The sequence below is a fragment of the Heterorhizobium halophytocola genome, assembly GCF_017873095.1.
Lineage (GTDB): Bacteria > Pseudomonadota > Alphaproteobacteria > Rhizobiales > Rhizobiaceae > Allorhizobium > Allorhizobium halophytocola.
Window position 1 is genome coordinate 326,097 of the sequence record NZ_JAGGJU010000003.1, and the last position, 12,686, is coordinate 338,782.

Consider the following 12,686-nt stretch of genomic DNA (forward strand, 5'->3'; position numbering starts at 1 on the left):
GCGGCACCGTCGCGGATTTGGCTGAATTATGGCTTTTCATGCCGCGGCGCCTCATGTAAAGAGCCGCAAAACCCGAATTGCATGAGCCCCGTCTAGGGCAGGTGGATTTATATATGCAGACCGTCTTGATCGTCATTCATCTCATGATCGTGCTTGCGCTCGTCGGCGTCGTGCTGATCCAGCGCTCCGAGGGCGGTGGCCTTGGGATCGGCGGCGGTTCCGGCTTCATGTCGGCGCGCGGCACGGCCAATGCGCTGACCCGCACGACCGGCATCCTGGCGGCCCTGTTCTTCGTCACCTCGATGGCGCTGACGATCCTGGCGCGCTACGAGGCCAAGCCGACCGACATTCTCGACCGGATCAACCAGACCGAACAGCAGTCGGAAGGCTCCAGCGTTCTCGACCAGCTTCCGGGCGCAGCACCGGCCACCAATGGCACGGCACCGGCGGCCAATGGCGCGGCACCGGCCACCGACGGCGCGGCAACGCCCGCCAAGCCCGCGGCCCCCGCCCAGGACCCGAACGCGGTCCCGACCGGCAACTGATCGGTCGAGCATGACATCGCTCCGGCGGACTTCGTGAAAAGGGTCCGCCGGTTTTCTTTTGCGTGAATTCAGTCCGCCAACCGTAAAAAGCCTGTGTGTTGTGCTTTTAGGGGTGGCGGAATCAGAAGTGAAAAGGTAACCGGTGACTCCCATGGCGCGATATGTATTCATCACTGGCGGCGTGGTATCCTCACTTGGTAAGGGCATCGCAGCAGCCGCACTCGGAGCATTGTTGCAGGCGCGGGGCTACCGCGTGCGCCTGCGCAAACTGGACCCCTATCTCAATGTCGACCCGGGCACCATGAGCCCGACCCAGCACGGGGAAGTCTTCGTCACCGACGACGGTGCCGAGACCGATCTCGATCTCGGTCACTACGAGCGCTTCACCGGGCGCTCGGCGACCAAGACCGACAACATCACCACGGGTCGCATCTACAAGAACATCATCGACAAGGAACGGCGCGGCGACTATCTCGGCGCCACCGTCCAGGTGATCCCGCATGTCACCAACGAGATCAAGGATTTCGTCATCGAGGGCAATGACGATTACGATTTCGTCATCTGCGAGATCGGCGGCACGGTCGGCGACATCGAGGCGATGCCGTTCATGGAGGCGATCCGCCAGCTCGGCAACGACCTGCCGCGCGGCACCGCCGTCTATCTCCATCTGACGCTGATGCCCTATATCCCGGCCGCCGGCGAACTGAAGACCAAGCCCACCCAGCATTCGGTCAAGGAACTGCAGGCCCTCGGCATCCATCCCGACATCCTGCTGGTGCGCGCCGACCGCGAGATCCCGCAGGCCGAGCGCCGCAAGCTGTCGCTGTTCTGCAATGTGCGCGAAAGCGCCGTCATCCAGGCGCTCGACGTTGCCAATATCTACGACGTGCCGGTCGCCTATCACCGCGAGGGTCTCGACAACGAAGTGCTTTCGGCCTTCGGCATCGAGCCGGCACCGAAGCCGCGGCTCGACCCCTGGGAAGAGGTCTGCAACCGCATCCGCACGCCGGAAGGCGAGGTGACGATTGCCATTGTCGGCAAATACACCGGTCTGAAGGACGCCTACAAGTCGCTGATCGAGGCGCTTTATCACGGCGGCATCGCCAACCGTGTCAAGGTCAATCTCGAATGGATCGAGTCGGAGGTCTTCGAAAAGGAAGATCCCACGCCCTGGCTCGACAAGGTCCACGGCATTCTGGTGCCCGGCGGCTTCGGCGAGCGCGGCTCGGAAGGCAAGATCCGGGCGGCCCAGTTCGCCCGCGAGCGCAAGGTGCCGTATTTCGGCATCTGCTTCGGCATGCAGATGGCCGTCGTCGAGGCGGCCCGGCATCTGGCCGGCATCGAAAAGGCCTCGTCGACCGAATTCGGCAAGGCGGAGGAACCGGTCGTCGGCCTGATGACCGAATGGGTCAAGGGCAATGCGCTGGAGAAGCGCGCCGCATCCGGCGATCTCGGCGGCACCATGCGTCTCGGCGCCTACAAGGCGGCGCTGAAGAAGGACACCCGGATCGCGGAGATCTACGGCTCGACCGACATTTCCGAGCGTCATCGTCACCGCTACGAGGTGAATGTCGACTACAAGGAACGTCTCGAATCATGCGGCCTCGTCTTTTCCGGCATGTCGCCGGATGGCGTGCTGCCGGAGACGGTCGAATATGCCGACCATCCCTGGTTCATCGGCGTCCAGTACCACCCGGAACTGAAGTCCCGCCCGCTCGACCCGCACCCGCTGTTCGCCAGCTTCGTCGAGGCGGCACTCGCCCAGAGCCGCCTGGTCTGAGGGCAGGGCGCTTTCGCTTGCGTGATTATCGGAACCCGGCGGAAACGCCGGGTTCTCTGCTTTTCGGGGCTGGCGGATCAGCGCGGGCGCACCACGCAGGATGCCGGCCGCCCTGGCTCGTCCCTTTCCGAGCGCGGCATTTTCCCGTGACCTTCCGCCCCGATATGCTATGTCGCGGACAATCACACCAGCCAAGGCCGATCCCATGCTTCCCTGGATCCAACTCGACAGCGCGAAAATCCCCGGCGAAGCCGGCGATCTGAGGCTCAAGCAGCGCGGCCAGGAATTTTCGATCATGCTCGGCACCAACGAGTTGATGAACAGCCGGTTGAGCGGCTCGGAGGAGGCGCTGGCGACACTGGCCGAAGCGCGCATCCGCGGCCGGCCCGGACCCTGCGTGCTGATCGGCGGCCTCGGCATGGGCTTTACCCTGCGCGCCGCCCTTGCCGTGTTGCCGGCCGATGCGCGCATCACCGTCTGCGAACTCGTGCCCGCTGTCGTCGCCTGGGCGCGCGGCCCGATGGCGCAGGTGTTCAAGGGCTGCCTCGACGATCCGCGCGTGAGCGTCCACGAAGGCGATGTGAAGGCGCTGATCCGCGCCGGCCGCAACGCCTATGACGCGATCCTGCTCGATGTCGACAACGGCCCGGACGGGCTCACCCGTGCCGACAATGACGGGCTCTATGACGCGGCGGGGCTTGCGGCGTCCAATCTTGCGCTGCGCCCCGGCGGCGTGTTGGGCGTCTGGTCGGCGCATCCCGACGCCGCCTTCACCCGGCGGCTCACCCAGGCCGGCTTCACGGCCGAGGCGATCAATACCCGCGCCAATGGCAGGCGCGGCGGCGCCCGCCATGTCATCTGGATGGCCGGGAAGCGCTGAGGCGATGTCGGCCCTGACACCGCGCCCGGCAACCCCGCAGCGTTTGCCACCTTCAACCTCGGCCGGGAATCCGTGTTTCCCGACGCCCCGCTCCGAGCACCCCTTCGATGTGTCCGATACGCCGGACATGCCTGCTGCGAAACTGGCTTTGCCGGAGCGCGCCTGCGACGGCTGCATTCTCTGCTGCTGGCTCCCCGATATCGACGAACTCGACAAGCCGGCCAACCGGCCCTGCCGTCATTGCCGGGCGGGCGACGGCTGCTCGATCTATGCCGAACGCCCGCAGACCTGCCGCGACTTCCTCTGCCTCTGGCGCACCGATCTTCGATTCGGCGATCACTGGGACCCCAAACGGTCCGGCATGATGCTCTACCGCCAGGGCCTGCAATTGACCGTGCTGGTCGATCCCGCCATGCCGGACGCCTGGCGAGCGCCCCCCTATGCCGAGGCACTCGTCGACTGGGCGACGACCCTTGCCGCGACCGGCGGCTACGTCATCGTCTTCGTCGGCGACGACGTGTTCAAGATCGATCCGCGATAGCGATTGGCCTGCGCCGTCCTGCCGGAACCGTCAAGCCGAGGGGCAACCCGTAACCCGCCGACGCGCGCTCTCGCCTTTATGGAAAGGGTTGGGGAGGGGTCTTGCCTGCAACGCTCTCCCAAGATCTCCTCGCGCTGCGCCCGCCGAACCCAAAACCCCTCCCCGTCGCTGCGCTCCGACCCTTCCCACAAGGGGGAGGGTTATGTCGCGCAAGCCGCGAGGCCATGCCACAGGCGACGACGACGGGGAAAATCAAAACCGAAAAATCTCGGTGACAGCGATTTTTCCTCGCTCTCCGCTCGCTGCCGGGATCGTTTCACCGCAAGCCGGGACAGAACCACGCCGCACCCGTTCACGTTCAGCGCGGCTGATGGCGTTCATCAACGAAAGCATTGTGGGATCAAGATGCTGGCCCTTGCCGAGCCACCGCATCACCCCCGGCGGTCTCACCATCGCCACACTTTCCTCCTCCCCGCACGCAGCCAAAACCTGTCCCCCCAGCCTCGCATCAACCGCGCTCCACCAACCCAGACCCCACAAAAAACTTGCCCCCGTTTTCCCCACCCTCCGACCCCGTGCCACACTCAACCCGTCCCGCCCTCGGATACACCGGTGAACGTCGCCGGCGAGGCGGGGCCGGTGCCCTGGGGGCGTGGTCGATGACGTGGACCGCGATGCCAGGGGCCGCGTGATGACGGATCTCCCTCTCGCCTGACTGCAGGCGGGGCGTGCCTGTGGGGCACACATGACATGACCGGTGACTGTCGGGGTTTCCCGGCTTTCGCGGTGCCGGACCTGACACGTCCCAAGGGGGTAGCGCCCCGATGAGCACCGTCCCTGGAAAAGGCACCGGATCCGCGCAGAGGGATCGCACAGCACCGGCACAAGAACACCGAACGGGGCGCCTGCGGGTGTCTTATTTAATTACTTAACGCGGCAGCCGGAGGCGCCCCGTCCGTCTTCCCGAGAGGAAGACAACAGAAATGGCAGCATCCACCGGAGGGTCTCTGGCCCGGCCGGGGTTTTGCCGTGGGTGGACGGCGGCACCATCGGGGGAGGGTGCTTGCCGACACGAGACAAGGCGCCGTCGCAAGCTGCGACGTCACAGCTGGCCGGCAAGCGGGTCTGTCGGTGAGGCCTTGCCTGCGCACCGTCTGTCACGCATCGGCCGCAATCCCGTGAGACGGCGTCAGGGCAAGCAAATTCACACGAAAACATAATTTGTGACATTTCGTGTGCGGTCGCATGGATCATATCGGCCGCGCTTGCGTTTTGTTCGGGACTGCCGGGCTGCAAGGGTGACGACGCATCATCCTTGACCGCAGCATATGGAATTCGAAGGAGTGCATTATGAACAAGATCCTCGCAACCGCCGTCGCCACCCTGCCAGTTCTGGCCACTGCCGCAAACGCCTTTGCCGCAGACATGGTCGTTGCCGACCCCGCACCGGCTCCGGTCTATCAGGATGGCGCCCGTGACGGCGTTCGCATCGGCTACCTGACCTGCGACATCGGTGGCGGTGTCGGCTATGTCATCGGCTCGTCCAAGTCGGCTGACTGCACCTTCTCGTCCGCCATCGGCAGCGAGCCGCTGGATCACTATTCGGGCGTCGTGCGCAAGATGGGTGTCGATCTGGGCTTCACCACCCAGGCCAAGCTCGTCTGGGCCGTCTTTGCCCCGACCGCCGGCTATCACCACGGTTCGCTCGGTGGCCTCTACCAGGGCGCCACGGCGGAAGCCACGGTCGGTCTCGGCGTCGGTGCCAATGTCTTGGTCGGCGGCACCTCCGGCTCGATCCAGCTGCAGACCATTTCGGTACAGGGCCAGGTCGGCCTGAACCTCGCTGCCACAGGCACCTCGGTGACGCTGACGCCGGAAGGCTGATCCGTCTCGACTTAAGCGACAGCTCCAAGAACAGGACCCGGTGCCACGCGCCGGGTCTTTTGCCATGCGGGTCACGCGATTGGCTTGACGATACGCATGCGGCCTAATAGAGGTCGGAGGTCCGGCGCTACTGCCGGGACGGCAATGCGCATCCGGCCGGGCCACACCGCCGCGGCCAGACAGCCATCGCCTGACCCCGTGCCGAGGCGTCCGGCCAGCCTCTCTGTCCTCCTCCCCTTTTGATCTGCCGGAGTTCCCATGATGTTCAGGTCCGCCATGACGGCCGCCACGCTCCTGGCCGCCACTGTTCTTGGCCATGCGACAAGTGCTTCCGCCGCAGCCTGCACCAGCCATTATGCCCAGACGGGCATACCGCTGGTCACCGGCGTCACCTACAAGAGCTGGGACAGCTTCTCGCTGAAACCGGCGACCGCGCTCAACAATGTCGCCCGCGCGATCATGGCCGAGGGCTTTTCCGACGTCACGGTCCAGCAGGAATACGGCACGGTGACAGCCGTCCAGGAAACCAGCGGTTCCGGCCGGCCGCAGACGCTGCAGGTCGTGGTGCGCCAGAGCGGCAAGGGCAGTCGCGTCGATGCCACCTTCACTGTCCAGCCCGGCCAGAGCGCCCCCAATATGCGCGCCAATATCTGCCGGATCATCGCCGGCGCCGGCGGCGTCTGATCCTGCCGATGGTGCGAGAGGCGGCGAGGTCCCGTCGCCTCTAGAGCCGCTGGTAATGCCGCATCTCGCGGATATCCTTCAGATAGGGCTGGATATGGGCGAAGAAGGCGCGGAAGTCCTGACTGGCGCGAAACCGCTGCATGTGGTCCTCGGCACTCGTCCATTCGATGCGCAGGATGAAGTGCGCCGGGTCCTCGACGCATTGACAGAGGTCGAAACTGGTCGCATAGGGCGAGGCGAGCAGCGGTGTCTCGGCCGCCTTGTAGGCCGAGACGAAGGCCGCCTGGCGCGCGGCATCGATTTCATAACGCAGATATTCGACGATCATCGGTGGAGTTCCTGATTGGGTGCGACGATGCCGGCGACAGACGATGGCCGCCCCTGTCTGACGGGGCGCATCCCTCTGCCGGGCCGGCGAGAACGAACGGTTGTCTGAGTGCTGCCGGAATGTCTCTTTCCTCGGCCGGCGGTATCCGGCAAACTTCGCGCCTGCCTTCAAGGCGGCACTCTAGCGAGGCGGTTTCGATGACCACAAGAGGTTACCTTCAGGTGACGACCCCGGACGATGACAGAAAGCTGTTCGACTGCCCGGTGCTGACGGCGCTCGGTGTGATCGCCGGCAAGTGGAAGACCCGCATCCTCTGGCTGCTGCGCGAGCGGCCCTATCATTTCGGCGAACTGCGCCGCCGGCTGCCCGGCGTCTCGGCCAAGGTGCTTGCCGCACAATTGCAGGAACTGGAGGCGGACGGGCTGATCGAGCGCAACGAGGAGCGGCGCGATGCGGTCGTCTTCGTCCGCTACTCCTATTCCGACTATGGCCGCCGACAGATGCCGGTGCTCGACATGCTGGCCGCATGGGGCCTGGAGATCGCCGGCCGGCGGGTCGAGGAGGGCGAGAGCGCAGGCCGGGAAAGCGACGGCCGAAAGATGTCCGGGACCTGAACACGCTCCGGCGGCCAGCAGGTCTGGACTTGCAATTGCGGAACCTTGCCCCATGGGAAGGCCGTTAACCCTTCGAATGTGACGATAAGGAGGAACGGCCATGCTGCGCAAGGATGCGAACCCGCAAGACACGCCAGACGACGACATGCTCGGCCTGGACCAGACGCCGCCGCTCGGAACCCCGATCCCGCTTGCAACCCCGCTTGCCGCCGGCATCTCGGTGCCGGACCCGGGGCTGGAACCGGTATCGCAGGCCCCGGCGCAGGACCGCACCGCCAGCCTTTACCGCATGGTCATGCCCAAGCATATCTGCCCCTATGGCCAGAAGGCCAGATGGCTGCTGGAACGCAACGGCTACACGGTCGACGACCATTGGCTCGAGACCCGCGAGGCGACCGATCGCTTCCAGCGGGAGCACGACGTCGAGACGACGCCGCAGGTCTTCATCGGCGGCGAGCGGATCGGTGGCTATGACGAGCTGGGCCAGTTCTTCGGACACCCTCTGCCGGTAGAGGGATCGACGAGCTACAAGCCGGTAATCGCGATCTTTGCAACCGCGTTGCTGATGGCGATCGCCGTCTCCATCGCGGCCCTCGGCACGCTCGCGCCGGTGCGGATCGTCGAATGGTTCATCGCCATCTCGATGTGCATCCTCGGCATCCAGAAGCTGCAGGATGTCGAGAGTTTCTCGACCATGTTCCTGAACTACGACCTCGCCGCCCAGCGCTTCGTGCCCTATGCCTATCTCTATCCCTTCCTCGAGACCGGCGCGGGCATCCTGATGCTCGCCGGCATCCTGACCTTTGTCTCGGCGCCGATCGCGCTGGTGATCGGGACCATCGGCGCGGTCTCGGTCTTCCGGGCGGTCTACGTGCAGAAGCGAGAGCTCAAATGCGCCTGTGTCGGCGGATCGTCCAACGTGCCGCTCGGCTTCGTCTCTCTGACCGAAGACCTGATGATGGTGGCGATGGGGCTCTGGATGGGGGCGCGGGCACTCGGCATCCTCGGATAGGCGTATGCTTGGCTGCCGAAATCGCCGGATCTTGCCGCACGCACCCCCTTGTCGTCTGTCATGCGGTAAATTAGATGTAGCAGCAACAATTGCGAATGCATCTAAGCAGGTCTTCATGTCTCAGCACCAGTTCGAGCGCGCGGTGGATATCGCGCGCCTTCTCAGCCAGACCGCCAGGCTCTGGCGCCGCGCCGCCGACCGGCGGCTTCAGCCCTATGGTCTCGGCGAATCCGCCTGGCGGGCGCTGTTGATGATTTCGAATGCGGACAAGCCGCCGCGGCAGAAGGACCTAGCCGATTTCCTGTCGCTGGACGGTTCCTCGGTGGCCCGGCTGGTCGACGGGCTGGAAAAGTCCGGCCATGTGCGCCGCACCGAGGGGACGCAGGATCGACGGGCCAAGCAGCTGGCGCTGACCGAGCAGGGCGCCGAACTCGTCGCCTCCGTTCAGGAGGTGGTGTTCACGCTCTCGGCCGAGGCCGTCGCCACCCTTGCGGCGTCCGAGGTCGCGGCCGTCGAAGCCGGGCTGTCGGCGCTGCGTGGCTTCTTCGAGGCGGAGATCTCCGGTCAGGACGCGGTCTGATGGCGGACACCGACTTTGCCGCTGTTCCGGACATGGTCTGCGACAGGTCCGGGCGTGCCGGGCCGCAAGACGGGCTGCCCGCTGCCCGGCCGAAGGTCGCGATCTGGCTTCTGGCACTGATCACGCTGTCCGGCACGCTGGCCATGCATATCTTCGTGCCGGCCATGCCGGCGGCCGCCGAAGGGCTGGGCGTCGGAATCGGCCGGATGCAGATGGCGGTCAGCCTCTATATCCTCGGTCTTGCCGTCGGCCAGCTTTTCTACGGCCCGATCTCCGACCGCTATGGTCGCCGGCCGGTGCTGATGGCGGGACTGGTGATCTATACGGTCGCCGGCGCGGTGGCGCTGTTTGCGCCGGGCATCACCTCGCTTCTGGCCGCCAGGCTGTTTCAGGCGCTGGGCGGCTGTGCGGGCCTGGTGCTGGGGCGGGCGATCGTGCGCGACATCACCGCGGCGGAAGACACGGCCCGCAAGATGGCGCTGATGAACCTGATGACGGTGATCGGCCCGGGTTTGGCGCCGATCATCGGCGGCGCGCTGACGGTGACGCTCGGCTGGCGTTCGATCTTCGTCGTGCTGACCGCCATGGGCTGCGGCCTGCTGCTGCTCGCCTGGCGCAAGGTGCCGGAAACCGCGTCGCCCGGCCAGGGCGCCTCGGCCCGCGAGGTCGGGCGCAATTACAGGGCGCTGGTCTCCTCGCCGGTGTTTCTCGGCTTTGCCATCGGCGGCGGCTGCGCCACCACCTCGATGTATGCCTTCGTCACGGCGGCCCCCTTCATCTTTACCCAGGATCTCGGCCGTCCGGCCAGCGAGACCGGTTTTTATATCGCGACCCTCGTCTTCGGCGTCTGGATCGGCTCGATGATCGTCAGCCGGCTGATCGGCAGGCTGGCGATGCGCACCATCCTGATCGGCGCCAACCTGATCAGCGTGGCGGCTGCGGCGGCGCTGTTTGCCACCGTCGTCACCGGCACGATGACGGTCGCCGGCACGGTGGCGCTGATCTTCATCTTCACCCTTGGCTGCGGCGGCGCCTCGCCGATGGCGCTGACCCAGGCGGTGAGCGTCAATCCGAAGGTGACGGGCTCTGCCTCCGGGCTCTATGGCTGCGCGCAGATGCTGGTCGGCGCGCTCTGCAGCGCGCTGTCCGGCGTCGGCACGGACCCCGCTTTTTCGGCGGCCCTCATCCTGCTCTGCGCCGGTCTGGTGGCGCAGATCTCCTTCTGGGTCGCCCTGCGGCTCAGCCGCTGAAAAGCCGGGCCCGCACGCGGCATGCCGGCGACGGGCCGACAGGCCCGGCGCAAGCGATGCTCTTTGCAGTCCGTCAGGCGGCGCGCGGCAGCGGGCCGATATAGACGGAACTCGGCCGGATCAGCCGCCCTTCGAGCGCCTGTTCGCGGGCATGGGCAATCCAGCCGGTCATCCGCCCGATGGCGAACACACCGGTAAAGGCGTCCCGGGGAAAGCCGAGGCTTTCCAGCAGCAGCGCCGTGTAGAACTCGACATTGACGTCGAGCGGCCGGTCCGGCTTGCGGGTCTTCAGGATGTCGAGTGCGGCGGCCTCGATCGCTTCGGCCAGTTCGATGCGGCCGGAATCGACCTGGCCGCTTGCGATGAGCGGCCTCAGCGCCTGTTTCAGGGCATCGGCGCGGGGGTCGCGCACCCGGTAGACCCGGTGGCCGAACCCCATCAGCCGGTCGCCACGGTCGAGCGCCGCATTCAGCCAGGCGGCGGCATTTGCCGGAGTGGCGACTGCATCGAGCATGTCGAGCACCGGGCCCGGTGCGCCACCATGCAGCGGCCCTTTCAATGCGCCAAGCGCGGCCAGCGCCGACGAGGTCAACCCGGCACGGGTCGAGGCGATCACCCGCGAGGCGAAGGTCGAGGCATTCAGCCCATGATCCGAGATCGTCACCAGATAGGCATCCAGCGCGGATGTCTGTTCCGGCGTGGGGTGGTTGCCGGTCAGCATCCGCAGGATATCGGCGGACTGCGACAACGCGGCATCCGGGGCGACGGCCGGCAGTCCCTGCTGCAGGCGCAGGACCGCCGGCAGGAAGACGGCCGGCGCCGCCAGGAGCCGCAGTGCCGTCGCGGCATCCTCGCCGTCGGGGAGGCGCGCCACGAGCGCCCGCATGGCATCGACCGGCGGCAGTGCCAGGATCGTGGCATCGATGGCCGCCACTTGCCCGAACGCCGCCGCACGGGCAGCGCCCAGGGCCGACTGCAACGCCGCGACGTCGCGCGGGCCGTCGGCGTCGAAGAGCCCGTCGAGCAGCAGGACCGCCACGCTTTCGAACGTGCCGTCGCGCACCAGCGTGTCGAGCGACACGCCGCGGATCACCAGCCGGCCTGCGGCGCCATCCACATCCGAGAGCCGGGTTTCGGCGGCCACCACATTTTCCAAACCGTTTGTCATCAACAATTCTCCTTTGCTCCGGCAAGGATCGGGTCTAGGTTGATTGACGTCAATCTTGATGAAAAAGATCAATGTGAGGTCGTCCATGTCTTGGCTCACCGCCGGCGATGCGCTCGCCCGTCTCGGCACCAAACCGCAGACCCTCTATGCCAATGTCAGCCGCGGGCGGATCAAGGCAAAGCCGGATCCGGCCGATCCAAGGCGCAGCCTCTATCACGCAGCCGATGTCGAGCGGATGGCGAAGCGCCGCCAGGGCCGGCGCAAATCCGAGACCTTGGCGGCAGAGACGATCCACTGGGGCGATCCGATCCTGCCCTCGGCGGTCTCCACGGTGGTGGATGGACGGCTGTACTATCGCGGTCGCGATGCTGTCGGTTTGGCGGCGCGCGCGACACTTGAAGAGATCGCTGTAATTCAATGGGATCATACGGAATTAAACGTTGGCACACCTGCCGTCGGGACGGCGCCGACCAATCCTTCGCTGGCCGCCGCCTTCGTCATGCTGGCCTCGCGCGTGCCGAACGATCTGCCGACCATGGGGCGCAGCCGGCGGGCGCTGGTGGGCGATGCCGGCTCGGTCTTTTCCGACTTGAGAGCAACCCTGGCGCCGGGGTTTCCCGCCCTTGCCGCGCATGAGGCGCTGGCGCGGGCCTTCGGCCGGCCGGATGCGGCAGAGAGCATCCGCTGCGCCCTGGTGCTGATGGCCGATCACGAACTGAACGCCTCGACCTTTGCCGCCCGTGTCGCGACCTCGTCAGGAGCGTCGCTTTCGGCAGCGGTGCTGGCCGGCCTGTCAACATTGACGGGGCCATTGCACGGCTCGGCCTGGCTGGCGGTGGCGAACCTCGCCGAGGCCGCCAAAGCCGATGGCGTCGAGACCGCGCTCCGCCGCGCGCTTGCCCGCGACCAGACCCTGCCGGCTTTCGGCCACGCGCTCTATCCGAACGGCGATATCCGCGCCGAAGCCCTGCTTGCCGGGCTCGATCTGCCGCCTGTTTTGGCCGAGATCCGCCGACGCGGCGAGGAGATCACCGGCGAAAAGGTCAATATCGATTTCGCCCTGACGGCGCTTGCCGCGACCTACAGCCTGCCGCCCGACGCTCCGATCATCCTCTTCGCGCTCGCCCGTTCGGTCGGCTGGCTGGCGCATGCGCTGGAACAGGCAGATGGCGGCGCGCTGATCCGGCCGAGGGCACGCTATGTGGGACCGGCGGTGGAGGGGGCGGGGTGAGGCGGGTGACGAGCTTGGCCGGATATCGGTGGTTGACCGTATTGGGGCCGGAAGCGGACCGTCCGCTTCTGGGGCCTGAATTGTGCTGACTGACGTACACCAGACAATCGGCAAAAGGCAGCTCCCGACTCCAAATCGGTCAGTACGGGCCGATTTTCGACGCGGAAAGCTGTCGTTGGCTGTTGTCCC

13 protein-coding genes are annotated in these 12,686 nt (G+C 66.2%); 11 read left to right on the forward strand and 2 right to left on the reverse strand.

Annotated features, from left to right (window positions below; translation table 11 throughout):
• The first annotated feature begins 113 nt into the window (after positions 1–113).
• From secG to J2Z17_RS07105, 6 genes are all read left to right on the forward strand, one after another.
• Complete coding sequence (gene secG, locus J2Z17_RS07080; protein ID WP_209943506.1) at positions 114–545, forward strand: preprotein translocase subunit SecG; 432 nt, start codon at positions 114–116, stop codon at positions 543–545.
• Between the two features lie 151 nt (positions 546–696).
• Entirely contained in the window at positions 697–2,325 is a 1,629-nt protein-coding gene (locus J2Z17_RS07085; protein ID WP_209943507.1) for a CTP synthase, read from the forward strand.
• 205 nt (positions 2,326–2,530) lie between these two features.
• Positions 2,531–3,205 carry a spermidine synthase gene (locus J2Z17_RS07090; RefSeq protein WP_209943508.1) on the forward strand — a complete coding sequence of 225 codons (675 nt, stop codon included), beginning with the start codon at positions 2,531–2,533 and terminating at the stop codon, positions 3,203–3,205.
• A 127-nt stretch (positions 3,206–3,332) separates the two neighbouring features.
• Positions 3,333–3,746, forward strand: coding sequence for a hypothetical protein (locus J2Z17_RS07095; protein ID WP_209943510.1), 414 nt, complete (start codon positions 3,333–3,335; stop codon positions 3,744–3,746).
• Positions 3,747–5,096: 1,350 nt separating this feature from the next.
• The gene (locus J2Z17_RS07100) at positions 5,097–5,630 is read left to right on the forward strand and encodes a DUF992 domain-containing protein (protein ID WP_209943512.1); all 534 of its coding nucleotides are present in this window, start codon (positions 5,097–5,099) and stop codon (positions 5,628–5,630) included.
• Positions 5,631–5,888: 258 nt separating this feature from the next.
• Positions 5,889–6,314, forward strand: a complete 426-nt coding sequence (locus J2Z17_RS07105) for a hypothetical protein (RefSeq protein ID WP_342454380.1) — start codon at positions 5,889–5,891, stop codon at positions 6,312–6,314.
• Between the two features lie 40 nt (positions 6,315–6,354).
• On the opposite strand, the gene J2Z17_RS07110 is transcribed toward J2Z17_RS07105, so the two are convergent.
• Positions 6,355–6,642: a putative quinol monooxygenase gene (locus tag J2Z17_RS07110; protein WP_209943514.1), complete on the reverse strand. Its 288-nt coding sequence runs from the start codon at positions 6,640–6,642 to the stop codon at positions 6,355–6,357.
• 197 nt (positions 6,643–6,839) lie between these two features.
• Here J2Z17_RS07110 and J2Z17_RS07115 point away from each other — a divergent pair, with 197 nt between their 5' ends.
• The 4 genes from J2Z17_RS07115 to J2Z17_RS07130 all read left to right on the forward strand — a co-directional run bounded on the left by J2Z17_RS07115 (position 6,840) and on the right by J2Z17_RS07130 (position 10,098).
• A complete protein-coding gene (locus J2Z17_RS07115) occupies positions 6,840–7,256 on the forward strand; it encodes a winged helix-turn-helix transcriptional regulator (protein WP_209943516.1) in 417 nt (138 codons plus the stop codon).
• 289 nt (positions 7,257–7,545) lie between these two features.
• On the forward strand, positions 7,546–8,268 hold the full coding sequence (locus tag J2Z17_RS07120) for a glutaredoxin family protein (protein WP_209943765.1): 723 nt from the start codon (positions 7,546–7,548) through the stop codon (positions 8,266–8,268).
• A gap of 115 nt (positions 8,269–8,383) precedes the next feature.
• Entirely contained in the window at positions 8,384–8,848 is a 465-nt protein-coding gene (locus tag J2Z17_RS07125; protein WP_209943519.1) for a MarR family winged helix-turn-helix transcriptional regulator, read from the forward strand.
• Positions 8,848–10,098 carry a multidrug effflux MFS transporter gene (locus J2Z17_RS07130; RefSeq protein WP_245223914.1) on the forward strand — a complete coding sequence of 417 codons (1,251 nt, stop codon included), beginning with the start codon at positions 8,848–8,850 and terminating at the stop codon, positions 10,096–10,098. Before J2Z17_RS07125 ends, J2Z17_RS07130 begins: the two co-directional genes overlap by 1 nt.
• Before the next feature lie 73 nt (positions 10,099–10,171).
• Here J2Z17_RS07130 and J2Z17_RS07135 read toward each other — a convergent pair whose 3' ends face one another.
• Entirely contained in the window at positions 10,172–11,266 is a 1,095-nt protein-coding gene (locus tag J2Z17_RS07135; protein WP_209943521.1) for a citrate synthase, read from the reverse strand.
• An 85-nt stretch (positions 11,267–11,351) separates the two neighbouring features.
• Here J2Z17_RS07135 and J2Z17_RS07140 point away from each other — a divergent pair, with 85 nt between their 5' ends.
• Entirely contained in the window at positions 11,352–12,497 is a 1,146-nt protein-coding gene (locus J2Z17_RS07140) for a citrate synthase (RefSeq protein WP_209943523.1), read from the forward strand.
• Positions 12,498–12,686 lie beyond the last annotated feature (189 nt).